At 64.2% G+C, this 23,186-nt stretch carries 22 protein-coding genes and 1 tRNA gene; 17 read left to right on the top strand and 6 right to left on the bottom strand.

Annotated features, from left to right (window positions below; genetic code table 11):
• Positions 1 to 3: 3 nt before the first annotated feature.
• From mreD to AC1RRE_RS14845, 7 genes are all read left to right on the top strand, one after another.
• Positions 4 to 525, top strand: a complete 522-nt coding sequence (gene mreD, locus AC1RRE_RS14875) for a rod shape-determining protein MreD (RefSeq protein ID WP_492981971.1) — start codon at positions 4 to 6, stop codon at positions 523 to 525.
• Positions 526 to 529: 4 nt separating this feature from the next.
• A complete protein-coding gene (gene mrdA / locus AC1RRE_RS14870) occupies positions 530 to 2,443 on the top strand; it encodes a penicillin-binding protein 2 (protein ID WP_492981970.1) in 1,914 nt (637 codons plus the stop codon).
• Between the two features lies 1 nt (position 2,444).
• The gene (rodA, locus tag AC1RRE_RS14865) at positions 2,445 to 3,587 is read left to right on the top strand and encodes a rod shape-determining protein RodA (protein ID WP_492981969.1); all 1,143 of its coding nucleotides are present in this window, start codon (positions 2,445 to 2,447) and stop codon (positions 3,585 to 3,587) included.
• 117 nt (positions 3,588 to 3,704) lie between these two features.
• A tRNA-Lys gene (locus AC1RRE_RS14860) sits at positions 3,705 to 3,780 on the top strand.
• Between the two features lie 156 nt (positions 3,781 to 3,936).
• Complete coding sequence (locus AC1RRE_RS14855; RefSeq protein ID WP_492981968.1) at positions 3,937 to 4,905, top strand: acetamidase/formamidase family protein; 969 nt, start codon at positions 3,937 to 3,939, stop codon at positions 4,903 to 4,905.
• 72 nt (positions 4,906 to 4,977) lie between these two features.
• Positions 4,978 to 5,952: a magnesium and cobalt transport protein CorA gene (locus AC1RRE_RS14850; RefSeq protein WP_492981967.1), complete on the top strand. Its 975-nt coding sequence runs from the start codon at positions 4,978 to 4,980 to the stop codon at positions 5,950 to 5,952.
• 197 nt (positions 5,953 to 6,149) lie between these two features.
• Positions 6,150 to 6,425, top strand: coding sequence for a hypothetical protein (locus tag AC1RRE_RS14845; protein ID WP_492981966.1), 276 nt, complete (start codon positions 6,150 to 6,152; stop codon positions 6,423 to 6,425).
• 115 nt (positions 6,426 to 6,540) lie between these two features.
• Here AC1RRE_RS14845 and AC1RRE_RS14840 read toward each other — a convergent pair whose 3' ends face one another.
• Positions 6,541 to 7,662, bottom strand: coding sequence for an alpha/beta fold hydrolase (locus tag AC1RRE_RS14840; protein WP_492981965.1), 1,122 nt, complete (start codon positions 7,660 to 7,662; stop codon positions 6,541 to 6,543).
• A 41-nt stretch (positions 7,663 to 7,703) separates the two neighbouring features.
• Positions 7,704 to 8,207: a DUF6622 family protein gene (locus tag AC1RRE_RS14835; RefSeq protein ID WP_492981964.1), complete on the bottom strand. Its 504-nt coding sequence runs from the start codon at positions 8,205 to 8,207 to the stop codon at positions 7,704 to 7,706.
• 115 nt (positions 8,208 to 8,322) lie between these two features.
• On the opposite strand from AC1RRE_RS14835, the gene AC1RRE_RS14830 reads away from it, so the two are divergent.
• Complete coding sequence (locus tag AC1RRE_RS14830; RefSeq protein ID WP_492981963.1) at positions 8,323 to 8,970, top strand: TetR/AcrR family transcriptional regulator; 648 nt, start codon at positions 8,323 to 8,325, stop codon at positions 8,968 to 8,970.
• A 37-nt stretch (positions 8,971 to 9,007) separates the two neighbouring features.
• Here AC1RRE_RS14830 and AC1RRE_RS14825 read toward each other — a convergent pair whose 3' ends face one another.
• Positions 9,008 to 9,895 carry an SDR family NAD(P)-dependent oxidoreductase gene (locus AC1RRE_RS14825; protein ID WP_492981962.1) on the bottom strand — a complete coding sequence of 296 codons (888 nt, stop codon included), beginning with the start codon at positions 9,893 to 9,895 and terminating at the stop codon, positions 9,008 to 9,010.
• A 335-nt stretch (positions 9,896 to 10,230) separates the two neighbouring features.
• Here AC1RRE_RS14825 and AC1RRE_RS14820 point away from each other — a divergent pair, with 335 nt between their 5' ends.
• Positions 10,231 to 12,465 (top strand): hypothetical protein, encoded by a 2,235-nt coding sequence (locus AC1RRE_RS14820; protein ID WP_492981961.1) that lies wholly within the window; start codon positions 10,231 to 10,233, stop codon positions 12,463 to 12,465.
• A gap of 53 nt (positions 12,466 to 12,518) precedes the next feature.
• A complete protein-coding gene (locus tag AC1RRE_RS14815; protein ID WP_492981960.1) occupies positions 12,519 to 13,223 on the top strand; it encodes a hypothetical protein in 705 nt (234 codons plus the stop codon).
• Here AC1RRE_RS14815 and AC1RRE_RS14810 read toward each other — a convergent pair.
• Both AC1RRE_RS14810 and AC1RRE_RS14805 read right to left on the bottom strand, forming a co-directional pair.
• On the bottom strand, positions 13,220 to 13,717 hold the full coding sequence (locus AC1RRE_RS14810; protein ID WP_492981959.1) for a flavin reductase family protein: 498 nt from the start codon (positions 13,715 to 13,717) through the stop codon (positions 13,220 to 13,222). The two genes, AC1RRE_RS14815 and AC1RRE_RS14810, sit on opposite strands and share 4 nt — an antisense overlap.
• A gap of 32 nt (positions 13,718 to 13,749) precedes the next feature.
• A complete protein-coding gene (locus AC1RRE_RS14805; protein WP_492981958.1) occupies positions 13,750 to 15,408 on the bottom strand; it encodes a tetratricopeptide repeat protein in 1,659 nt (552 codons plus the stop codon).
• A 181-nt stretch (positions 15,409 to 15,589) separates the two neighbouring features.
• Here AC1RRE_RS14805 and AC1RRE_RS14800 point away from each other — a divergent pair, with 181 nt between their 5' ends.
• Genes AC1RRE_RS14800 through AC1RRE_RS14770 form a run of 7 tightly spaced genes read left to right on the top strand, consistent with a single transcriptional unit; the run spans position 15,590 to position 21,563 of the window.
• Complete coding sequence (locus tag AC1RRE_RS14800) at positions 15,590 to 16,054, top strand: SUF system Fe-S cluster assembly regulator (protein ID WP_492981957.1); 465 nt, start codon at positions 15,590 to 15,592, stop codon at positions 16,052 to 16,054.
• Positions 16,055 to 16,072: 18 nt separating this feature from the next.
• The gene (sufB, locus tag AC1RRE_RS14795; protein ID WP_492981956.1) at positions 16,073 to 17,533 is read left to right on the top strand and encodes a Fe-S cluster assembly protein SufB; all 1,461 of its coding nucleotides are present in this window, start codon (positions 16,073 to 16,075) and stop codon (positions 17,531 to 17,533) included.
• A gap of 17 nt (positions 17,534 to 17,550) precedes the next feature.
• A complete protein-coding gene (gene sufC / locus AC1RRE_RS14790; protein WP_492981955.1) occupies positions 17,551 to 18,300 on the top strand; it encodes a Fe-S cluster assembly ATPase SufC in 750 nt (249 codons plus the stop codon).
• A 7-nt stretch (positions 18,301 to 18,307) separates the two neighbouring features.
• Positions 18,308 to 19,609, top strand: a complete 1,302-nt coding sequence (sufD, locus tag AC1RRE_RS14785) for a Fe-S cluster assembly protein SufD (protein ID WP_492981954.1) — start codon at positions 18,308 to 18,310, stop codon at positions 19,607 to 19,609.
• Complete coding sequence (locus tag AC1RRE_RS14780; RefSeq protein ID WP_492981953.1) at positions 19,606 to 20,856, top strand: SufS family cysteine desulfurase; 1,251 nt, start codon at positions 19,606 to 19,608, stop codon at positions 20,854 to 20,856. The genes sufD and AC1RRE_RS14780 overlap by 4 nt, the downstream gene beginning before the upstream one ends.
• Entirely contained in the window at positions 20,856 to 21,200 is a 345-nt protein-coding gene (locus tag AC1RRE_RS14775; protein WP_492981952.1) for an SUF system Fe-S cluster assembly protein, read from the top strand. The genes AC1RRE_RS14780 and AC1RRE_RS14775 overlap by 1 nt, the downstream gene beginning before the upstream one ends.
• Before the next feature lie 6 nt (positions 21,201 to 21,206).
• Positions 21,207 to 21,563 (top strand): HesB/IscA family protein, encoded by a 357-nt coding sequence (locus tag AC1RRE_RS14770; RefSeq protein WP_492981951.1) that lies wholly within the window; start codon positions 21,207 to 21,209, stop codon positions 21,561 to 21,563.
• A gap of 9 nt (positions 21,564 to 21,572) precedes the next feature.
• On the opposite strand, the gene AC1RRE_RS14765 is transcribed toward AC1RRE_RS14770, so the two are convergent.
• The gene (locus AC1RRE_RS14765) at positions 21,573 to 23,162 is read right to left on the bottom strand and encodes a hypothetical protein (protein WP_492981950.1); all 1,590 of its coding nucleotides are present in this window, start codon (positions 23,160 to 23,162) and stop codon (positions 21,573 to 21,575) included.
• Positions 23,163 to 23,186 lie beyond the last annotated feature (24 nt).

Below are 23,186 nucleotides of genomic sequence, written 5' to 3'. Positions count from 1 at the left end.
GGCATGATAGCGCTGCTCCGCCAGATCAGCCGCCGCATCCGTGCCCTGCTGCCGATCCTGAGCAGCATCGTCCTGGTGCTGCTGGGCCTGCTGCCCATCGGGCTTCCCTATTTCGATACCGTGGCGCCGTCCTTTGCACTGATGGCGGTATTCTACTGGAGCATCTTCCGCTCCGATCTCATGACCATGGTCGGCGCCTTCCTGATCGGGCTGCTGCTGGATGTGCTGAGCGGCGGCCTGCTGGGCATGAACGCGCTGATCCTGGTCGCCGTGCATGAATTGGGTGTGTCGCAGCGCCGGGTTTTCCTCGGCTCGTCCTTCCTGGTGAACTGGACGGCGTTTGCGCTGCTGATCGGCGCAGTGCTGCCCCTGAGCTGGGCGCTGGTCTCGCTGTTGCACTGGCGGCTGCTGCCCACCGCGCCGGTGCTGGCGCAGATGATTCTCTCGCTGACGATTTATCCCGCCATCTACTGGGGCCTGAGCCGCCTGGAGCGCCGCTGGCTGCGCGGATCGCTCGCGGTGTGATGTCATGGCAATGAATCGCCGCGACAACGATCTGCAACAGGTGTTCACCCGCCGCGCGCTGCTGCTGGGCACGGCGCAGTTGGCGCTGTTCGGCGCGCTGGCCGGCCGCCTGTATTACCTGCAGGTTCTGGAATCCGACAAATACGCCCTGCTGGCCGAAGAGAACCGCATCAACATGCGGCTGCTGTCGCCGCGTCGCGGCCGCGTGGTCGACCGCCACGGCCATGAGCTGGCATCCAACCGCCGCAACTATCGCGTCCTCATCGTGGCCGAGCAGACCCGCAATGTGGATGCCACGCTGGAAGCGCTGTCCAAGCTGATCCAGGTCGACGATACCCAGCGCGCCCGCGTAAAGCGTGAGATCGAACGCCGCCGCAAGTTCGTGCCGGTCGTGGTGGCCGAGAACCTGTCCTGGGAGGATTTCGCCAAGATCAATCTGCATTCGCCGGACCTGCCGGGCGTGCAGCTCGATGTCGGCGAAACCCGCGACTATCCCTATGCCGCCACTTTCAGCCATGTGGTGGGCTATGTCGGCGCGGTGTCGGAGACGGAACTGGGCGACGATCCGCTGCTGGAGCTGCCCGGTTTCCGCATCGGCAAGAGCGGCGTGGAAAAGGTCTATGACGAACGCCTGCGCGGTCGCGCCGGCCACAGCCAGATCGAGGTGAATGCCTTCGGTCGCGGCATCCGTGAACTGCAGCGCCATAACGGCCAGCCCGGCGACGACATCGTGCTGACCATCGACGCCGACCTGCAGCGCATGGCGCAGGAACGCTTTGGCGAGGAAAGCGGCGCCGGCGTGGTGATGGACATCCATACCGGCGAGATCATGTGCCTGGTCTCCAATCCGGGCTACGACCCGAACTGGTTCAACGTCGGCATCACCGGGCCGCAATGGCGCCAGCTCAACAATGACAAATACAAGCCGCTGATCAACAAGGCGGTGCAGGGCCAGTATCCGCCGGGTTCCACCTTCAAGATGCTGGTCGGCATGGCGGCGCTGGAGGCGGGCACGATCACGCCCGATACCCGTGTGTCCTGTGCCGGCCATATGGAATTCGGCAACAATACCTTCCATTGCTGGAAGAAGGGCGGGCACGGCACGATGAACTTCGTGTCGGCGCTGGAGGAAAGCTGCGACGTCTTCTTCTATGAGACGGCGCGCCGCACCGGCGTCGACAAGATCGCCGAGATGGCCAAGAAACTGGGTCTGGGTGAATTCACCGGCATCGACCTGACCGGCGAGCGTCGCGGCCTGATCCCGACGCGCAGCTGGAAGCAGGCGGTGCTGAACCAGCCGTGGCATCAGGGCGAGAACCTGATCACCGGCATCGGCCAGGGCTACATCACCACCACGCCGCTGCAGCTTTGCGTGATGGCGGCGCGCCTGGCCAATGGCGGCTATGCCGTGCTGCCGCGCATCGTGCGGCAGGACGACGCCTATGGCCCGGCCACCGACCAGCGGACGGCGCGTGAGCGCTGGCCGCATCTGAATATCAAGCGCGAGCAGCTTGAACTGGCCTGGGAAGGCATGATCCGCGTCACCACGCCGCCGCGCGGCACCGCGCATCGCGCCCGCATCACGCTGGCCGAATACGCCATGGCGGGCAAGACCGGTTCCAGCCAGGTGCGGCGCATCAGCCGCCAGGAGCGCGAGACCCGCGTGCGCAAGAATGAAGAGAAGCCGTGGGAAGAGCGCGATCACGCGCTGTTCGTGGCTTTCGCCCCGGTCGGCAATCCGCGTTATGCCTGCTGCGTCGTGATCGAACACGGTGGCGGCGGCTCCACGGCGGCGGCCCCGGTCGCCCGCGACATCCTGCTGGAGTGCCAGAAGCTCGATCCGTCGCGCAAGGGCAAGCGCACGCCTGGTCCCAATACGGCGGCCACGACTGCCAATTCCCAGAAGGAAGGCGGCTGACATGCCTCATTGGTCCAGCCGCGGCAACGACCTGAGTTTCGGCCGCAAGCTGCGCGACATCAACTGGGGCCTGGTGCTGCTGATCACCCTGATCGCCAGCATCGGCTTCGCCACGCTGTATTCCGCCGCCGGCGGCGACATCGATCCCTGGGCCGATCGCCAGATGGTGCGTTTCGTGATCGGCCTGGTGATCATGGTCGCCATCGCGGTGACCGATATCCGCATCTGGATGCGGCTGTCCTATCTGGTGTTTGGCGTCGGCCTGGTGCTGCTGATCGCGGTCGAGCTGTTCGGCCGCATCGGCATGGGCGCACAGCGCTGGCTCGATCTCGGCGTCATTCATGTGCAGCCGTCCGAGATCATGAAGATTTCGCTGGTGCTGACGCTCGCCCGCTATTTCCACGGCCTGTCCTATGACGAGGTCGGCCAGATCCGCTGGCTCATCCTGCCGCTGGCCATCGTGCTGGTGCCGGTCATCCTGGTGATCAAGCAGCCGGATCTGGGCACTGCCATGCTGCTGCTGGCCTCCTCGGGCGCGGTGTTCTTTTTTGCGGGCGTGCGCGCCTGGAAATTCATCCTGGTCATCATCGGCGGCGGCAGCGCGCTGCCGGTGCTGTGGACGCTGCTGCATGACTACCAGAAAAAGCGCGTGCTCACCTTCATGAACCCCGAGCAGGACCCGCTCGGCTCGGGCTACCACATTCTTCAGTCGAAGATTGCATTGGGGTCTGGCGGCTTCTCGGGCAAGGGCTTCATGCAGGGGACGCAGAGCCATCTGAGCTTCCTGCCCGAAAAGCAGACCGACTTCATCTTCACCATGCTGGCGGAAGAGCATGGTCTGATCGGCGCGCTGGTGCTGATCTCGCTTTATATTCTGATGATCGCCTATGGCTATGCCATCGCGCTGCGCGCGCGCAGCCAGTTCGCCCGCCTGCTGGCCGGCGGCCTGACCACCATGCTGTTCCTCTATGTCTTCATCAATATCGCCATGGTGTCGGGCATGGTGCCGGTGGTGGGCGTACCGCTGCCGCTGGTCTCCTACGGTGGTACCGCGATGATGACGCTGCTGGTCGGCATCGGCCTGCTGATCAACTGCTATGTGCACCGTGATGTGGAAATCCCACGTCACATGAGCGGGCTCTGACGCCGTTTCCTCAACGAATCGGCCGATTTAAGCCTTTGGATCGGCGGCGGAATTTCATTTCCCCATAGCCCTTGCAATTCCGGCGAATCCGGATATTTTCACGCGGCTTTTGAGAGCGGGCGCATAGCTCAGTTGGTAGAGCAGCTGACTCTTAATCAGCGGGTCCCAGGTTCGAGCCCTGGTGCGCCCACCATTCTCAACAAAGCACTGAGACGGCGACCCCCCAGATGACAATCTCCGGGTCGCCGTTTTCGTTTCTGCTCATGCCTGATTTGGTCCGCGGTGGTCCGGCTTGGCCGACCACCGCCATGCGACTAGGCTCATCCGCAGTTTTCCCTCGGAGCGCATCATGGCCCACAGGCTCGAACCCACGCCGCAGACCGTCCACTGGGGCTTCTTCGACGCCACGCTGAAACCCGTGCTCACGGTCGCGCCGGGCGAGCAGGTCACCATCCGCACGGTTTCCGGCGGCGCCGATGTGATCCCGCCGGACAGCAGCGGTCTGGCCGTGCTGCCTGAGCATCGCGCTATCGTCGAACAGCTCAAACCGGTGATGCCCGGCCATATCCTCACCGGACCTGTCGCCATCGAGGGCGCCGAGCCGGGCGACGTGCTGGAGGTGCGCATCGACGACGTGCGCCTGATCCAGGATTGGGGCTGGAATGCCAACCGGCCGCTGCGCGGTGCGCTGCCGCATCGTTTCCCCGAAGGCCGGCTGCTGCAGATTCCAATCAACCGCAACGCCCGCACCGCCACCTGTCCCTGGGGCTCCGTCGTGCCGCTGCGGCCCTTCTTCGGCGTCATGGGCGTGTCGCCGCCGCCCAATTACGGCCGCGTCTCGACCATCGAGCCGCGCGAATACGGCGGCAATATCGACAATCGCGAACTGATCCCCGGCACGGTGCTCTACCTGCCGGTCTTCGTGAAGGGCGGCCTGTTCTCCACCGGCGACGGCCATGCCTGCCAGGGCGACGGCGAGGTCAATCTCACGGCGCTGGAAACCGCGCTGGAAGGAGATTTCACCTTCCACCTGCACAAGAAGCGTCGCCTGCCGCGTCCGCGCGCGGTGACGCCCACCCATCTGATCACCATGGCTTTCGATCCCGATCTGGACGACGCCGCCAACCGCGCACTGGAGGACATGATCGACGCGCTGGGCGCCATCGCCGGCCTGGCCGCCAACGATGCCTATGCGCTCTGCAGCCTGGCCTGCGACCTGCGCATAACCCAGGTGGTGGATGGCAACAAGGGCGTGCATGCCATGCTGCCCTTCGACGTGCTGGCCAGGGTCGACCGCACCGCCATCGCCGGCTTCTGATCGGGCCGGATTCTGAGTATTTTTTCAGGTTTACGGCGTTATATGGAAGCCGTGACCTGAATGGAGCATCCGATGCGTGGTGTAGTGGCCTGTGCGGCCTATGACAGCAAGGGCAATCGCCTCTGCGACGTGCCATTCAGCACCGAAGGTCTGGACGTGCCCGGCGGCGCCGATTTCGTCTGGATCGGCCTGCATGACCCCGAGCCCGTCGCACTGCAGACCCTGCAAAAGCGCTTCGATTTGCATCCGCTGGCGGTCGAAGATGCCGCCGCCGCGCATCAGCGCCCCAAGATCGAAATCTATGGCAACAGCCTGTTCATTGTGCTGCGTACCGCGCGACTGGTGAACGGCGATGTGGAATACGGCGAGACCCATATCTTCGCCGGCAAGGGCTATGTCATCTCGGTGCGCCATGGCGCGTCGTCGTCCTATGCCGAGGTACGCAGTCGCCTGGAGCGCATGCCGCATCTTTTGCAGATGGGCGAACAGGCTGCCGTGCATGCCATTGTCGATTTCGTCGCCGACAATTTCTTCCCCGTCATCGACGACATCGCCGAGGAACTGCGCGAGATCGAGAACCACGTGCTGGACGAGACGCTGGACCGCGAGATGATCTCCCGCATCTACCAGTTGCGTCGCGACCTGCGTGTCATGCGCGGCACGGTGCTGCCCCTGCTGGAAGTCAGCAGCCGGCTTGAGCGGCTGGACCTGCCGTTACTGACGCCCGAGATACGACCCTATTTCCGCGATGTGCACGATCACGTGCAGCGCGTGGCGGAATCGATCGACGCCCTGCGTGAAGGTCTGGCGGCGGCGTTTGAAACCGAAATCCTGCTGGCCGGCGTGCGGCAGAACGATATCGTGCGCCAGCTTGCCGCCTGGGCCGCGATCCTGGCGGTGCCGACGGCGATTGCCGGCATCTACGGCATGAACTTCCAGAACATGCCCGAGCTGCGCTGGGACTACGGCTATTTCGTCGTGCTGGGGGCGATTGCCCTCGTCTGCGGCTGGCTGTTCTGGCGATTCCGCAAGAGTGGCTGGCTTTAAGCCCGGTTTTCCGCCCCCGGATTGCCTGAATCCGGCCCGGGTCACAGCCCTGTCCCCGAATCCGCCTCCAGGTCACAGGCCAGTCACACCGGTCTCCGATCTATAGCAGCCAGATCACACCCGCTGCGCCCCGCTTCCCGCTAGGCTCTCTCCATAAGAACGAGCCCATTATTCGTAGCGAGATGTGGAGGTATCCAATGTTCGTCAGCCTGAAGACCGAGATCGAAGACGCCCAGCGCCAGGCCCTGCAGCTTCAGCAGGAGCGCGAGATCTGCGACCAGGAAATCCAGTTGATGAGCGGCCATTTCGCCCGCCGCTGCGGCAGCACGCTGTCGGATATCGACAGCTTCTCGGCCACGCTGCGCCGTCGCCGCCGCCTCGATGACGAGCTGAAGATGACCACGCGCCAGGTCGTGGCGATGCGTCGCCAGCTGGTGGTGCAGAAGGGCTACAAGTCCGCCGCGCGGACCTGACGCGCAGGGCACTCTTTCCTCGGTCGCCGATTTGCAGAGCCGGCGACCAACCACGGGAACACGGCCGCAGGAGCAATCCTGCGGCCGTGTTGCATTGGGCCGGAGGGAGAAAATGTTAGCGCGGTGCCTCGGGCAGCGAGCGGATGAACTGCAGGAGTGCGGCATTGACCTCTTCCGGCCGCTCCTGCTGGGTCCAGTGGCCGCAACCCGGAAGGATTTGGATTTTCTGCAGGCCGGGCGCGAACCGCTTCAGATTCGCCAGCAACTGGTCCATCCCGGGCGCCGAGATGAAGAAGTCATGATCTCCCGCCATGAAGAGTGCGGGCACGGTGACGGGCATGCCGGCCAGCGGGGATGAGACTTCCCAGTTGCGGTCCAGATTCCGGTAATAGTTCAGCGGACCACGAAAGCCGCTGCGTTTGAACTGGGCGGCATAGTGATCGACATCGCTTTCTGTCAGCCATGCCGGCAGGGTCGCGGGAGCCGGCGCGCCCCGCAGGAACCGTCCGCCATGCGGCACCATGCCGATGTTCAGTGGCGGCCCGCCGGCGGCAGCCGCGGCCCGGGCTGCCGCGACGCCATTCCCGGACGCGCCATACAGCATGCTGCGCAGCGTCAGTCGCGGATCGGCCTCGAATTCCGCTTCGGCCGGACCCGGTTTCTGGAAGTAGAGCATGTAGAACTCGGCATCCGCGGTGCGCGGCATGGCAGTGGTCGGCGGGACATTGCCGCGAGGACGGAAGGGGACGCTGAGGGCCGCGACCCCGCGCACGCGGTCGGGGCGCATCTGCGCCACCTGCCATGCGACGCTGGCACCGACATCATGTCCGACGATGACGGCGGAGCGGACGCCGAGTGCATCGAGCACGCCGATCAGATCGCCGGCCAGATGGAAGACCGTATACTGGTCTATGGCCTCGGGGCTGTCGCTCAGGCCGTAGCCGCGCATGTCGGGGGCGACCACATGAAAGCCGGCCTGTGCGAGGGCCGTCATCTGGTGACGCCAGGAATACCAGGTTTCCGGGAAGCCATGGCAGAGCACGACAAGCGGGCCGGTACCCTGCTCGGCGATATTGATGCGGATGCCGTTTGCTTCGATGACGCGCTGGGTGGGCGGGGACAGGGTGGCACCTCGCGCCAGCGTCGGGGGCAGTAATGCAGAGGGAATGACGGCCGATGCCGCCGACAGGGCGAACGGCAAGGCTGTAGCTTTCAGGAAGCGGCGTCTGTCGATCATGATCAGGTCTCGTGCGTTGCAGGTCGGTATCGATGATGCGTTCAAGCCGGGATGGCGTTGCGCCGGTAGCGCTGGCTAAAGCGCAGGAGCCAGCCTGCGAAATACCCCAGGCTCACACCCGAGACGGCGACATCCAGGGCGTAAAGCGTCTGCCGGTCTAAAGCGGCATACGCGATGGCGATCCCGATGGCGTATTTTGCGAAGAACAGCACCATGTTCCGCGCCAGTGGAAACGCCGATCCCCTGATGCGGACGCGGCTGTGGGCCGGGTCGGGCTCCATCGTGTCGAGATTGGTGCCATACCAGGCGAGCAGCGCGGCGATGGCCGCGGCGCAGGTCCAGTACAGCGGCAGCAGGCCCGAACCATCCAGCCTGAGCACCAGGCCATAGACGCCCCAGGCAATGAACACGATCGGAGCCACCAGAAGCCGCCAGACTTTTACGGTCCGCGTTTTCAGTGACACCAGGCCAAGCGCCAGCAGGATGGCGAACAGCACATACGCCCATACCGGCGTGTTCTGAAAAATGGTGACGAGGTTAAGCATTCAGGTTTCCTTTTTGCGACGGGCAGAGCGAAAACCGCGCCTGTCCTTTTGGTACCAGCAGGTACCGAATGACAAGGCTATATGGTACGTGGTAGTACCATGTCAAGAGAGCGTCGTGAGCAAGACCGTAAAAACCCCAGAACCCCCGAAATCTCAGGATAATATCCGTGAGCGCGTCCTGCGTGCCGGGTTCGAGGCTTTCAGGGAATTCGGCTTCGATGGAACGAGCACCCTGGAGATCGCGACCCGCGCCAAGGTCTCGAAGCGCGAGCTCTACGCGCTGTTCGCGGACAAGCAGTCCATCGTAGTGGAGTGCATCAAATGGCGGACGCAGCAGATGCAGCGTCCGCTCGCCCTGCCGCGGCCTTCAAGCCCGGAAGCCTTGTCGATAACGCTGGCCAGATTCGGAACGGCGCTGATGGCCGGTGTCTGCGATCCCGGCGTCCTCACCGTATTCCGCTTTGCTGTTGCGGAGGCGCATAGAACGCCTGACATTGCCAGGGCGCTGAACGAGCGTGGCTGGGAACCGAGCCGTGAAATATTCATCGATCTGGTCAAGAAGGCGCAGGAAGACAAGCTTCTTCTCCCGGCGCCGCCTGCCGAGATCAGCGACTTCTATTTTTCCCTCCTTTGGGGAAATCTCCTGCTTCGCCTGCTGATGGGCCTGGCCAAACAGCCGACCATGGCTGACATGGAGCAGCGCGGCAGAAATGCTGCCGAGCGCTTGATGGCCGCTTACGCCAGAATCGGGAAACCCCGATGACGTATTGCGGCAATGTGCGGACGCAGCCGGGGAAGGCCTAGCGGCCCTTCGGCTCCGTTGCGCCGGCCGTCATGGCGGCCTTCACCGGATCGCTCAGCACCGACTGCATGGCCACCTGCGCCTTGTTCTTCCAGCCGACGATGGTGTGATCGTCGCCGCGCATCAGTGCGCGATAGGCCTTGCGGGCCACTTCAGCCGGATCGGTCTTGGCGCTCTCGTTCACCTTGGAGCGCTGCATGCCGGCGCGATTGAAGAAGTTGGTGTCGGTCGGTCCCGGCAGCAGTGCGGTTACCGAGACACCGGTATCCTGCAGCGAGTGGCGAATGGCTTCGGCGAATGACAGCACGAAGGCTTTGGTGGCGGCATAGACCACCAGATAGGGATCGGGCGTGGTGGAATCGGTGGAGGCCGTGATCAGGATTTTGCCGCGATGGCGCTGCATCATGTCCTGCAGCACCAGCTTGGTCAGATGCACCACCGAGACGGCGTTGAGCTGGATGATGCGCAGTTCGGCCTCCAGGTCGGTTTCGGCGAAATCGCCATAGACGCCGGCGCCGGCATTGCAGCACAGCACATCCACCGGCCCGATGGCTTTCGCCGCGTCATACAGGCGCTCGACGCCCTCACGCGTCGCCAGGTCGCAGGTCACGGTCTCCACCTGCACGCCCCCATCACGCAGATTACTGGCATTCACCAGCCCTTGAGCGGCTTCGCGCAGGTTGCCCTCATGGTCGGCAGCGATCAGCAGGTCATGGCCGTGCTGCGCCAGTTGCCGCGCCAGCTCGTAGCCGATGCCGCTGGAGGCGCCGGTGACCAGCGCCAGGGGGCGTCCAGCCCTGCCACGATTGCGCGCGCCGAACAGATCGGTGTCGGGCATGTCGATATCGGGGGCCGTGATGGTCTGGGTTCTGGTTTTCTGTGCCACGAGGTCCTCCTGTTTTTGCGGGCTTGCAGGGCCAACCCGAGGCGGCGGGGAGTGTTCCTGCTTGAAAGTTTCTATTTTGTTCCTATCTGGAGTGGTGGAAAGGGCCGCCACCCCGTCATGGCCGGGGCGGAATTGGATGAAATTGGATGAAATTGGACAGAATTGGCTCGAATTGGCTCGAATTGGCGTTCCATTGGCTGCAATTGGCCGGGATTGGCGCCGGATAGGCCCTGACTGGCCACCGCGGGGCCTGTCAGGTCCTTGAAAAGGCTGGATTTCCCGGGGGCGATGAGGTGCAATCGGGCATCCGCCCAGCTTTTCGTACGGGGATAACCATGGCCGACGCGCAGACCGATCCCACCGGCACCGCCATCCAGGCCCGGCCGGTGAACGAGAATCCCCATCGCTGGCGCTTTTTCCGGGCCGGCGGTTTCGACCAGCTCCGGCTGGAGACGGGCGAGGACCTGCATCACCTGTCCGAACTCGACCAGAAGCTCTGGCTGGCGCTGAGCTGCCCGGTGCGCGGCATCGATTTCGACCGTCGCACGCTCGAGCTGATCGACGGCGACCATGACGGCCGCATCCGCGCGCCCGAGCTGCTGGCTGCCGTGCGCTGGACCTGCAAGCTGGTGCACAGCGCCGACGCACTGTTCGCCGGCCATGCCGAACTGCCGCTCAGCCTGATCGACGACAGCACCGAGGAGGGCGCGCGCATCCTGGCATCGGCCAGACGCATCCTCACCAATATCGGCAAGGGCGACGCTGCGGCGATCACGCCCGAAGACGCCGCCGATGTCGGGCGTATCTTTGCCAAGACCACGCTGAACGGCGATGGCGTTGTGCCGCCCTCGGCGGCGAAAGAGCCGGCGACTGCAGCGGTTATGGAAGAGATCATGCGGCTGGCGGGCTCCAAGCCCGATCGCGGCGGCGAGGCCGGCATCGCTGCGGAAGAGGCCGATGCGTTTTTCGCAGCCGTCGATGCCTATGTCGCCTGGTGGGATGAAGCCAAGGCCAAGCCGGAAATCCTGCCGCTGGGCGAGGGCACCTTGCCGGCGGTGGAAGCCGTGCGCAGCCTGCAGGCCAAGATCGATGATTATTTCTTCCGCTGCCGCCTGGCCGCCTTCGATCCGGTGGCCGGCGCCGCGCTGAATGCCGATGACAAGGATTTCGCCGCGATTTCCGACAACGACCTGTCGTTGCCGACGGCTGCGGTGGCTGGTTTCCCGCTGGCGCGCATCGAGGCTGAACGGCCGCTGCCGCTGGGCCAGGGCATCAATCCCGCCTGGGCCGATGACGTGACGCGCCTGCGCGAGGCGGCCGTGCTGCCGCTGCTCGGGTCCGACAAAGGCGCGCTGACCGCGGATGACTGGCGGCTGCTGCAGGAGAAGCTTGAACCTGCCATGGCATGGCTGAAGCGCAAGGCCGGCCAGCTGGTCGAACCGCTGGGCATTGCGCGGGTGCGCGAGATCAAGAGCAGCGACGCGCAGGCCCGGATTTCGGCGCTGATCGCTGCCGATGCCGCGCTGGCGCCGGAATTCGAGGCCATCGCCTCGGTGGAAACGCTGGCGCTCTATGTGCGCGACCTGGTGCCGCTGCTCAACAATTTCGTTGCCTTCAAGGATTTCTATACCCGGCGCGGCAAGGCGATCTTCCAGGTCGGCACGCTGTATATTGACGGCCGCTCCTGTGATCTCTGCGTCGCCGTCGACGATCCGGCCAAACATGCGACGCTGGCGGTGCTCAGCCGCATCTATCTGCTCTATTGCGATGTCACCCGGCGCGGCCTCGACGGCAAACCGACCAATGAGAAGATGACGATTGCCGCCGCCGTCACGGCGGGCGATGCCGACCAGCTGATGGTCGGGCGCAACGGCGTGTTCTACGATCGCGCCGGCAATGACTGGGATGCGGTGATCGTGAAGATCGTCAGCCATCCGATCTCGATCCGCGAAGCCTTCTGGCTGCCGTTCAAGAAGGTGGGCAAGTTCCTGGGCGAGCAGGTCGAGAAATTCGCCACCGCACGCTCGAAGGCCAGCGAGCAGCAGATGACGACCAAGCTGCTCGAGACTGGCACACAAGCGCTATCCGGTGCGCCCGCGCCGGCTGCTGCACCGGCTGCGCCACCGCCGCCGGCTTTCGATGCGGCGAAATTTGCCGGCATCTTCGCGGCCATCGGTCTGGCCATCGGCGCCATCGGCACGGCGCTGGCTTCGGTGGTCACCGGCTTCCTCAATCTGGCCTGGTGGCAGATTCCGCTCGCCGTCATCGGTGTGGTGCTGCTGGTCTCGGGTCCCTCGATGATCATCGCGGCGATGAAGCTGCGGCAGCGCAATCTGGGCCCGCTGCTGGATGCCAATGGCTGGGCGGTGAATGCCCGTGCCCTGATCAACATTCCCTTCGGCGGCAGTCTGACCCATCTGGCCAAGCTGCCACCGGGGTCGGAGCGGGCGCTGACCGATCCCTATGCCGAGGCGCGCACGCCCTGGGGGCTGTATATCCTCCTGGCCCTGCTCATTGCGGTGGGTATCGCCGGCTGGCGCTATGGCTGGTGGGCGAGACTCCTTGGCTAAACCGGGGCTATACTGGAGGGCGAGCCGCTAGAAGGGCGGCCAGAGATCGACCCATGAGCCTGCAGCCGCGCTTCTTCTCTCCCATCGGCACTATCCGCCATGCCGACCGCCTCGGATTCCTCTCGCAGGATGTCCGTGCGGCGGGCACCGTATTGGGTTTCTTCGGGGCTGCGGCGGCGCTGGGTGCACAGGCCGACGAACTCGCGCTGCTGGTCTGCCGTCGGCACAGCCCGGCCGATCTGCATCGCCAGGTCGTGCTGGTCTTCCACAAGGATGCCCCCTTTGCCGACAGCCTCGCGCGCCTCTACAAGGCGCATGGCCGGCCGCTCGGTTTCGAGGCGCAGCAGCGCTGGTGCGCGATCCCGGAGCCGTCTTTCCTCGCCGACGAGACCTTCGCCCTGCTGGCCGCGCGCTATCCCACGCTGTTGCTGATCGATGAAAATGACGAGGGTGTCGCGCGCATCACGGTCTTCGCCTCGGCCGGCTTCAAGGAACATCCGAAGCTGAAGCTGGCGCCCTTGAGCCAGAGTGCGGGCCTGAAGCAGCCGGCAGCGCCGGCCAAGATCACGCCGCTGCCCGCGCGGCCGCGCATTCCGGTGCCGCCGCGCCCGCAATCGCCGCGTCCCATGATGACGGCACCCGTGGTGCCGCTGCGCCCGCGCCGCCTGAAAAGCGTGGTGGCGCTGAACGAGCATGTCGAACGCAAGGTGGTGAGCGAGTTCCGCCGCCTGATCAGGACGGTCGCGGCTTACTCTTAAGAGTCGATCGGTCCCGTGCACATGTAGGCGCCGTCCTGGTAGACCAGCGGCGCCACGTCCACGCGGCAGTTGGCGCGCAGCACGCGCCCGATGCAGATCGAATGGCTGCCATAGGCATGCAGCGCCTCGACCTCGCAGAAAATATTCGCCTGGGCATCGACCAGAAACGGCACGTTGTCGATGTCATTCTGCCAGTCGCCCTCGGTAAAGCGGATCTCGCCTTCCATCGCGCCGGCGAAAACTTCAGACAATCGCTGCTGACTGCAATGCAGCAGGTTGATGCAGAACTTGTGACCCATCCCAAGCTGGGCATGCAGCGCCGCCGAGCGGTTGACGCAGGCCAGCACCGCCGGCGGGCTGGCCGAAACGGAGGTGACCGCAGTGGCGGTCATGCCGTGGCGCGAGCCGTTATCTGCCGTGGTGGAAATCACCGTGACGGTGGCGGCCAGCCGGCGCATGGCATTGCGGAAGGCGGTATCGAGCGTGTCGGTCATCACCCAATCATGTAGCGGAGGTGAGGGCCCAGTTAAAGCATCTTGGGCAATTCGGAGGCCGCGATTTCCGCAAGGCCGCGCCAGTCATTGACCGTGGCCTGTCGCCATAGCCTGGCTGTGGGATACCAGGGGGTCGTGCTGCCGTCCAAAGTCCAGTACCAGTGCGGCGAAATGCCCTTGTGCAGCAGCAGCCAGGTCGGCTTGCCCAGCGCGGCGGCCATATGTGCGGTCGTATTGCTGGTCGAGATCACCATGTCCATCGCCGCGACCTGGGCGGCGAAACCGTCGAGGTCTTTCAGTTGATCGATGGCTGGATCATGCAGGAGTTCGACGCCATGGGCGGCTTTCAGTGCCGCGCGGTCATCAGAACGGTTGCCGTATTGCAGGTCGACGAAACGGTAGCCAGGCAGGGTGAGCAACGGTGCCAGATCGGTGAGCTTCGCCGATTTCGGCGCCCCCAGTTGCGGATTGCCGCTGTGCCAGGCGATGCCGATCAGAGGGCGCGGATCGGTCTGCTGATACTGGGCACGCAAGGCGGCGGCGCGCGCGGCATCGGCCTGTAGCGGCAGCGCACCGGTGCAGTCGGCAGCACTGCGACGCAGGATGGCGGCAACATCGAACAGCGTTGCCTGCATCGGAAGATCGGCCTGCAGCAGGCGCGGGTGCGGCGGATTGGCGCGCGCATGAAGGTCCAGACCGGGGAAGCTGCGCTGCAGGATCGGAATCATGCGCGGGTCGCATTCGATCACCGGCGTGATCCCGCGTGCGAACAGTTCCGGCAGCAAGCTCAGCAGCACCAGCGTTTCGCCGACGCCCTGCTCGGTGAATAGCAGCAGCTTAGTTCCGGCCGGCAGGGCTTCGCCCTTCCAGAACGGCACGGTGAAGGGGCGGCGGTCGACCTCCTGCCCCTTCATGTTCCAGCGTGCGCCGAAATGCGGCCAGGCGGCTGCATAGTCGCCTTTGACCATCAGCGCCGTGCCGAAGCGCATATGGGCTTCAGGATGACCGGGCTGCATCTGCCAGGCTTTTTCATACAGGCGTAGCGCGTCATCGAGATTGCCGGCCTGCCGCGCCAGATCGCCGCGTGCGACCAGGATGTCGACGCCGAGCGCCGGCGAGCGGATGGCGGCCTGCTCGCTGGCGCGCAATGCGGCTTCGGCCGCTGCCTCGTCGCCGATTTCCAGCAGCGCGAGCCCCAGATTCTTGTGATACAGCCCCTGGGCCGGATGCAGCGCGATGGCGCGGCGCAGCGCCGCGATGGCGGCCGAAAAATCGCGCAGGTCCATGCGCGCGGTGGCCAGATTGCTCCAGGCGTCGGCGAAATCGGGCTTGAGCGCCAGCGCGGCCTCATAGGATTGCGCGGCCTCGGCGGCCCGGCCGAGTTGACGCAGCAGGTTGCCGCGATTGCTGTGGGCCTCGGGGTAGCGCGGATTGAGCACCAGTGCGCGGTCGAGCGCGACCATGGCGCCCTCGGCCTCGCCCGAGAGCCGCAGCAGTTCGCCCAGATTGTTGTGATAGGCGGCATTGCCGGGCGCCAGCGCCACGGCCTGCTTCAGCAGCGGAACCGCCTCGGCGGCGCGGCCGGCGCCGAACAGCCGGATCGCCTGCTCATTCAGGGCTTCGGCATTGTTCCCGGCCACCGGCGGCTTTGCCGTGCCTTTTTCCTGTGCCCGCCGCTCTTTCCGGTTCACGCCCGTCCTCCGCCACTCTGAATATTAACCATTGCCCCGGGACCCTTAAAATCCCCTTTAATCCTTGTCTTGACTTCCTGATCTCCGAAATCATCTTGCAATCCAGACCGGATTGGTCTTATTTGCCGCCGTCGAACTGGACCGAAGCGGTCCGGATTGCTAATTGCGAAGGATTTGCAACATGTTGCGCCTGAGCCGACTGGCCGATTACGGCGTCATGGTCATGGCCCATATCGCTGCGGAACCCGAAGGCGTCCATAACGCCTCGGACGCGGCGGCCGCTACCGGCCTGCCGGGACCGACGGTTGCCAAGATCATGGCCAAGCTGGGCCGGGCCGGGCTGCTGATCTCGCATCGCGGCGCCCATGGCGGCTATCGCCTGTCGGCGGCGCCTGACCAGGTTTCGATCGCCGACATCGTGACGGCGCTGGATGGCCCCATCGCGCTGACCCAGTGCTCGGATCACCAACAGCCCAGCGCCTGCGACCGCGAGAATCTCTGCGTCTCGCGCCGGGGTATCAACCGCATCAACACGGCCATTCGCAGCGCGCTGGAAGGCGTGACGCTGGCCGAGCTGGCGCGGCCTTCCTACGACTTCCTCGGTCCCCTGCCGCCGCGCGCCTCTGCGTCGGCGCCCAACGCTTAGAATTCGGAGCCACGCCCCATGGCTGCCAATGCACAAACCATCGAAACCGTCGAAGGCCTGGCCGGCGACTATAAGTACGGCTTTGTCACCGACATTGAATCCGAGCTGCTGCCGAAAGGCCTGAGCGAGGACACCGTCCGTTTCATCTCGGCCAAGAAGGAAGAGCCGGAATGGATGCTGGAATGGCGTCTGCGCGCCTATCGCGCCTGGCTGCGCATGGCCAAGGAAAAGGGCGAGCCGACCTGGGCCAAGGTCAGCTATCCCGAGATCGATTTCCAGGACATCCATTACTATTCCGCGCCGAAGCGAAAGACGCTGAAGAGCCTGGACGAGGTCGATCCCGAACTGCTGGCGACCTATGAGAAGCTTGGCATTCCGCTGAAGGAACGCGAAATCCTGGCCGGTGTGGCGGTGGATGCCGTGTTCGATAGCGTCTCGGTCGCCACCACCTTCAAGGGCAAGCTGAAGGACATGGGCATCATCTTCTGCTCGATGTCCGAAGCGGTGCGCGAGTACCCCGAGCTGGTGCAGAAGTATCTCGGTTCGGTCGTACCGGTGACCGACAACTTCTATGCCACACTGAATTCCGCCGTCTTCTCGGATGGCTCGTTCGTCTATGTGCCGCCGGGCGTGCGCTGCCCGATGGAGCTCAGCACCTATTTCCGCATCAACGAAGCCAAGACCGGTCAGTTCGAGCGCACGCTGCTGATCTGCGACAAGGGCGCCTACGTCTCGTATCTGGAAGGCTGCACCGCGCCGATGCGCGACGACAACCAGCTGCATGCCGCTGTGGTCGAACTGGTCTGCATGGAAGATGCCGAAATCCGCTACGCCACGGTGCAGAACTGGTATCCGGGCGACAAGAACGGCAAGGGCGGCATCTACAATTTCGTCACCAAGCGCGGCGCCTGCCGCGGGGCCCGCTCGAAGATCAGCTGGACCCAGGTCGAAACCGGGTCGGCGATCACCTGGAAGTATCCGTCCGTGATCCTGCAGGGCGATGACTCGGTGGGCGAGTTCTATTCGGTGGCGGTGGCCAACAATGCCCAGCAGGCCGATACCGGTACCAAAATGATCCATATGGGCAAGAACACCAAGTCCACGATCATCTCCAAGGGCATTTCGGCCGGCCGCGCGCAGAATACCTATCGCGGCCAGGTCAAGGTGATGCCGGGTGCGACCGGTGCGCGCAACTATTCGCAGTGCGACAGCCTGCTCATTGGTGACCGCTGCGGCGGCCATACCGTGCCCTATATCGAAGTGAAGAACCGGTCGGCCAAGGTGGAGCATGAAGCCACCACTTCGCGCATCTCGGATGACCAGTTGTTCTACTGCCGCCAGCGCGGCCTGTCGGAAGAAGACGCCGTATCCACCATCGTGAACGGCTTCTGCAAGGAAGTGCTGCAGAAGTTGCCGATGGAATTCGCGGTCGAGGCCCAGAAGCTGCTGGGCGTCAGCCTCGAAGGTTCGGTCGGTTAAGGTTTAAGGATTGCCCCATGCTTGAGATCAAGAACCTCCACGCCAAAGTTGATGGCAAAGACATCCTGCGCGGCATCAACCTGGTGATCAAACCGGGTGAAGTGCATGCCATCATGGGCCCGAACGGATCGGGCAAATCGACGCTGTCCTATGTGATCGCCGGCCGCGAAGGCTATGAGGTCACCGATGGTGACATCCTGCTGAACGGCCAGAGCCTGTTGAGCATGGAGCCGGAAGAGCGCGCCCGCGAAGGCCTGTTCCTGGCCTTTCAGTATCCGGTCGAGATTCCGGGCGTGGCCAACGCCACGTTCCTGAAATCCGCCGTCAATGCAGTGCGCAAGCATCGCGGTCTGGCCGATCTGGACGCCATGAGTTTCCTGAAGGTCGCCAAGGCCAAGATGAAGCAGCTGCAGATGGACGAGAAGTTCCTCTCGCGTCCGGTCAATGTCGGCTTCTCGGGCGGTGAGAAGAAGCGCAACGAGGTGTTCCAGATGCTGATGCTGGAGCCCAGCATCGCGATTCTGGACGAGACGGATTCGGGCCTGGATATCGACGCGCTGAAGATCGTGGCCGAGGGCGTGAATGCCCTGCGGTCGCCTGAGCGCGCCTCGCTGGTGATCACCCATTACCAGCGCCTGCTGGACTACATCGTGCCCGATATCGTGCATGTGCTGGCCGGTGGCCGCATCATCAAGACCGGCGGCAAGGAACTGGCGCTCGAGCTGGAAGCCAAGGGTTATGCCGATATTGTCGCGGCGGCGGCCTGAGGACAGCATGGCCGCGTTGCCCCTCATCGATCATCTGGCCGGCGCCTATGAGGCTGCCGCCAGCGGCCTGCCCGGCGCCAAGACGCCGGCGGTAGCGGCGCGCCGTCAGGCGGCGCTCGAGACCTTCCGTCGTCTCGGCCTGCCGACCCAGAAACTGGAGTCCTGGAAGTTCACCGGCCTGAATGCGCTGGAGCGCCAGAGCTGGGCGCTGCCGGCCGCGAATGAGGGCAGCGTCGATGCCGCGCGCCTGGCGGCTGTCGGGCTGATCGACAGCTATCGCCTGGTCTTCGTGAACGGCCGCTTCGATGCCTCGGTTTCCAAGCTTGCAGACCTGCCCAAGGGCGTGACGCTGCTGCCGCTCAGCCAGGCCGCCGATGTGCTGCCCGATGCGCTGGCGGCTGCCGGCACCGACCGTGCGGTCTCCTTGAGCGAACTCAATGCGGCGCTGGCCAGCGATGGCGCAGTGCTGCTGCTGGCCGACGATGTCGTGCTCGACAAGCCCGTCGAGATCGTCGCCTTCGGCGCGCCGGCGTTGGTGAACCTGCGTCATCTGGTCCGGCTCGGCCGCAACGCCAAGGCCACGCTGGTTGAAAGCTATCGCGACGGTGGCCTGATCGCTGCCGGCTGGAACAACATCTTTGCCGCGCTGGACATCGGTGCCGGTGCGCAGCTTACGCATGTCCGCCTGCAGGGCGAAGCGCAGACGGCCTATCACGCCGCCCTCGGCCGCGTGACCGTGGCCGACGACGCCCGCTACGTCCATGTCTCGGTGCAGGCCGGCGGCGCCATGGCGCGGCACGAATTGCATATCGAATACACCGGCCGCAATGCCGAGATCGACGTGCAGGGCCTGGTGCTGGCACGTGGCGCGGCGCATCTGGATCATACCCTGCGCCTGCATCACGCCACGCCCGATTGCCGCAGCAACCAGCTGTTCAAGCATGTGGTCGACGATCAGGGCCATGCAGTGTTCCAGGGTCTGATCCGGGTCGCGCCGCATGCGCAGAAGACCGATGCCCAGCAGCTGACCCGCACGCTGCTGCTGGCCGATCGCGCCCAGATCGACACCAAGCCGGAACTCGAAATCCTGGCCGATGACGTGAAGTGCAGCCATGGCGCCTCGATTGGCGATGTGGATGCGCAGCAGCTGTTCTACATGCAGGCTCGCGGCATCAGTGCCGGCGAGGCCCGTCGCCTGCTGCTCAGCGGCTTTGCCTATGAGGTTGTGGAGCATGTGCCCGAAGGCGTGCTGCGCGACCAGGTCGAGACTTTCGTGGAAGCCTGGCTGGCGGAAGGGGTGCAGGTATGAGCGCGCTGCCCAAAGCCAAGGCCGAGACCGGCTTCGACATCGCCCGCGTGCGCGCCGATTTCCCGATCCTGTCGGAAAAAGTCCATGGCAAGCCGCTGGTCTTCCTCGACAGCGGTGCCAGCGCGCAGAAGCCGCGCGTGGTCATCGATGCCATGTCCCGCATGTATGAGCGCGTCTATGCCAATGTGCATCGCGGCATCTATGCCCTGAGCCAGCAGGCCACCGACGAATACGAGAAATCACGCGACATCATCGCCCGCTATATCGGCACGCCGGACAGCCGCGAAATCGTTTTCACCCGCAATGCCACCGAGGCGATCAACCTCGTTGCACATAGTTGGGGCTGGAAGCACCTGAAGGCTGGCGACGAGGTTCTGGTCACGCATCTGGAGCACCACGCCAATATCGTGCCCTGGCAGATTCTGCGCGAACGCTATGGTGTCGTGCTGAAGGTGGCGCCCATCGATGACAATGGCGCGCTGATCTGGGACGAGTTCGTCAAGCTGATCGGGCCGAAAACCAAGCTGGTCTCGGTCGCCCATGTCTCCAACACGCTGGGCACGATTCTTCCGGTGGAAGAGATCGTGCGCGTCGCCCATGAAAAGGGCGCCAAGGTGCTGATCGACGGCAGCCAGGCCGTGCAGCATATGCGCGTTGACGTGAAGGCGCTGGATGCCGATTTCTATGTCTTCACCGGCCACAAGCTGTATGGCCCGACCGGCATCGGCGTGCTCTATGGCAAGGCCGAGGTTCTGGAAAGCATGCCGCCCTGGCAGGGCGGCGGCGACATGATCCTGTCGGTCAGTTTCGACAAGACCGAATACAACGACATTCCCCATCGCTTCGAGGCCGGCACGCCAGCCTTCGTCGAGGCCGTGGGTCTGGGCGCAGCCATCGACTATGTCGAAGGCATTGGCCTGGAGGCGATTGCCGCCCATGAACATGACCTGCTGGCCTATGCCACCGAGAAGCTGTCGGCGATCAATTCGCTGCGCATCATCGGCACGGCCAAGGAGAAGGCCGGGGTGATCTCTTTCGTGCTGGGGGATATTCACCCCCATGATATCGGCACTATCTTGGACCGCGAGGGTATCGCGGTGCGGGTGGGCCAGCATTGCGCCCATCCGGTGATGGACCGTTTCGGCGTCCAGGCCACGGTGCGGGTGTCGTTCGGGATGTACAATACGCGGGCCGAGGTGGATGCGCTGTGCGCCGGTCTGCAGCGGGTGAGGGAGATTTTCGGCTGATGTCTGCGCCCAAGGCAGAAAAAACGGCGGTTCCGGCCCTGGACGACCTGCGTGAGCAGGTGGTGGAGGCGATCAAGACCGTGTTTGACCCGGAAATCCCGGTTAACATTTACGAATTGGGCCTTATATACAAGGTCGAGGTGAATGAGGCGCGGGATGTCCAGATCGACATGACGCTGACCTCGCCCAACTGCCCGGCGGCGCAGTCGATGCCGGCGGAAGTGGAACAGAAGACCCGGTCCATCGACGGCGTCGGTGAAGTGACGATCGATGTGGTCTGGGATCCGCCGTGGAGCCCGGAGCATATGTCCGAGGCGGCCCGGCTTGAACTGGGTGTGTTGTAAGGAACGATGGCAATGACGGCCACGACGGCATTCAAACCTGTGACGCTGACCGATGCGGCGGCTGAGCGCGTGCGCGCGCTGATCGCCAAGTCGGACCAGCCGGTGATCGGCCTGCGCATCGCGGTGAAGACCAAGGGCTGCTCGGGCCTCTCCTACGACATCCAGTATGCTACCGAGAAAGAGAAGTTCGACGAGGTGGTCGAGGACAAGGGCGTCACCGTCCTGATCGAGGCCAAGGCGCAGATGTATATCTTCGGCACCGAGATCGACTGGGAGGAAGACAAGCTGCAGTCCGGCTTCGTGTTCCGCAATCCCAACGAGAAGGGCCGCTGCGGCTGCGGCGAGAGCTTCCACGTCGACTGAATCTGAGGTCTACTTGAGGCCTTCGCGGCGGCGGTAGATCGAATACCGCTCGAAATCCAGCGCTTTTTCGTAATCCTCGAACCGCTTGGCGAACAGCGGATTGCGCGAGAAATAATCCAGATAACTGAACGTATCGCCCTGGCAGCGCGGGATGCCGGCGACATTGTCGACGATCAGCAGCGACGGCTTTTTCTTGTAGAAATCGTCGGCCACGGTGCGAAAGACGAAGCTTTCCGCCGCGCTCATCGCGTCGGGCGGATTATACAGCGGCGCCAGCTCATGGCAGTCGGCATAGGCGCCCTGCAGCAGCCACATGCTCTCGAAGCGCATGGTCATGTGCATCTTCAGATAATTCAGCATCGGGAAATGCGGGTAGATGCCGGGCGACAGCACCAGGATGTTGTTGTTGCGCTTTTCCTGCTTCACCACATGCATCAGGCGACGCAGGTCTGAATCGCGGTATTCCAGCTGCTTGAAGAATGGCCGGCTGTGCAGGCATTCCTGATAGAAGATCAGCAGCATCAGGGCGGCAGCGAACAGCTTGGCCGGACGGGCATCGCCGCGCTGGGGCCAGACCAGATGATCCATCACATAGGCGATGATCACGCCGGCCAGCAGCAGGGTGAAGGCCTGGGCCGGCAGGGCGTGATAAGGCCAGCCCTTGCCCTGGGCATAGGCCGAGAGCAGGCCGCCCAGCCCGGCCAGGAAGATGACGCGGGCCAGATGCGAGCGCACGGCGAGGAAGGCGGCGATGCCCAGCAGCGGCAGGATCGCGGTCGGCGGCCCCAGATTGGCGCTCAGCGCCAGGTCCAGCATGTCCCACTGGCTGACTTCGCTGTAGAAGGCGCGGGCCAGCGGCAGGGCGATGGTGAAGTATTCCGGCGTGACAATGACCGAGAACAGCGCATGGGCTACGCAGACGGCCAGCACGGCCCAGGGGGCGGAATCCTGCAGGCTGCGGCGCAGGCCGAGCTGGCTGACGATGTAGAGTTCGACGAACAGCGGGATGCCCAGGAAATAGGGTTTCATGGCGAAACCCAGGCCGGCCAGCACGCCGGTGACGATCTTCAGCGTCCGGCTCAGGTCTTCCTCGTCGGCCCGCCCGCTGGCGATCAGCAGGTAAGGCATGGAGAGGATCAGCATGATGTGTTCGCGCTGGGCGAACATGTTGTTGGGATAGACGATCAGCAGGAACAGCAGCAGCAGCGGCAGTAGCGCGTCGGCCGTGGCATGCGCCGGATCGAGGCTGGCGTTCAGCACCCAGCGGCAGGTCATGAAGGAGGCGCCGATGCCCAGTCCCAGCAGGGCGACCAGCACGGTGGTGCCGGGGATGCCGGTCAGCTTGGAGATCGCCTCGGGCAGCAGGTGCAGCACGAAGACCAGCGGCGTGTTGATGTCGATGGCGTCGACATAGAGCCGGGCGCCCTCCAGCCAGCTGCGCGAGATATACAGCAGCACGGCGGTGTCGTGGTTGATCGGGGGTAGGAAATAGCCGGCAATCCAGATGGCGCAGACCGCCAGCACCAGGCCGTGCAGCAGGCGCGGCCAGTCCAGGCCCTGGCGTTGCAGGGCATCGGGCGTGGGGGTGGTCTCGTTCATCAGGGCAAGTTCAGCAATCCGGAC

Source organism: Ferrovibrio sp. GW821-FHT12D07, from assembly GCF_058807275.1.
Note: the sequence above shows the minus strand (reverse complement) of the source record. Positions and strands in the feature narration are given on the sequence as shown.

What these genes read in the sequence shown, in the direction of transcription:
- mreD (WP_492981971.1), top strand. Translation starts at nt 4, where the DNA reads ATGATAGCGCTGCTCCGCCAGATCAGCCGCCGCATCCGTGCCCTGCTG.
- mrdA (WP_492981970.1), top strand. Translation starts at nt 530, where the DNA reads ATGGCAATGAATCGCCGCGACAACGATCTGCAACAGGTGTTCACCCGC.
- rodA (WP_492981969.1), top strand. Translation starts at nt 2,445, where the DNA reads ATGCCTCATTGGTCCAGCCGCGGCAACGACCTGAGTTTCGGCCGCAAG.
- AC1RRE_RS14855 (WP_492981968.1), top strand. Translation starts at nt 3,937, where the DNA reads ATGGCCCACAGGCTCGAACCCACGCCGCAGACCGTCCACTGGGGCTTC.
- AC1RRE_RS14850 (WP_492981967.1), top strand. Translation starts at nt 4,978, where the DNA reads ATGCGTGGTGTAGTGGCCTGTGCGGCCTATGACAGCAAGGGCAATCGC.
- AC1RRE_RS14845 (WP_492981966.1), top strand. Translation starts at nt 6,150, where the DNA reads ATGTTCGTCAGCCTGAAGACCGAGATCGAAGACGCCCAGCGCCAGGCC.
- AC1RRE_RS14840 (WP_492981965.1), bottom strand. Translation starts at nt 7,662, where the DNA reads ATGATCGACAGACGCCGCTTCCTGAAAGCTACAGCCTTGCCGTTCGCC.
- AC1RRE_RS14835 (WP_492981964.1), bottom strand. Translation starts at nt 8,207, where the DNA reads ATGCTTAACCTCGTCACCATTTTTCAGAACACGCCGGTATGGGCGTAT.
- AC1RRE_RS14820 (WP_492981961.1), top strand. Translation starts at nt 10,231, where the DNA reads ATGGCCGACGCGCAGACCGATCCCACCGGCACCGCCATCCAGGCCCGG.
- AC1RRE_RS14815 (WP_492981960.1), top strand. Translation starts at nt 12,519, where the DNA reads ATGAGCCTGCAGCCGCGCTTCTTCTCTCCCATCGGCACTATCCGCCAT.
- AC1RRE_RS14810 (WP_492981959.1), bottom strand. Translation starts at nt 13,717, where the DNA reads ATGACCGACACGCTCGATACCGCCTTCCGCAATGCCATGCGCCGGCTG.
- AC1RRE_RS14800 (WP_492981957.1), top strand. Translation starts at nt 15,590, where the DNA reads ATGTTGCGCCTGAGCCGACTGGCCGATTACGGCGTCATGGTCATGGCC.
- sufB (WP_492981956.1), top strand. Translation starts at nt 16,073, where the DNA reads ATGGCTGCCAATGCACAAACCATCGAAACCGTCGAAGGCCTGGCCGGC.
- sufC (WP_492981955.1), top strand. Translation starts at nt 17,551, where the DNA reads ATGCTTGAGATCAAGAACCTCCACGCCAAAGTTGATGGCAAAGACATC.
- sufD (WP_492981954.1), top strand. Translation starts at nt 18,308, where the DNA reads ATGGCCGCGTTGCCCCTCATCGATCATCTGGCCGGCGCCTATGAGGCT.
- AC1RRE_RS14780 (WP_492981953.1), top strand. Translation starts at nt 19,606, where the DNA reads ATGAGCGCGCTGCCCAAAGCCAAGGCCGAGACCGGCTTCGACATCGCC.
- AC1RRE_RS14775 (WP_492981952.1), top strand. Translation starts at nt 20,856, where the DNA reads ATGTCTGCGCCCAAGGCAGAAAAAACGGCGGTTCCGGCCCTGGACGAC.
- AC1RRE_RS14770 (WP_492981951.1), top strand. Translation starts at nt 21,207, where the DNA reads ATGGCAATGACGGCCACGACGGCATTCAAACCTGTGACGCTGACCGAT.
- AC1RRE_RS14765 (WP_492981950.1), bottom strand. Translation starts at nt 23,162, where the DNA reads ATGAACGAGACCACCCCCACGCCCGATGCCCTGCAACGCCAGGGCCTG.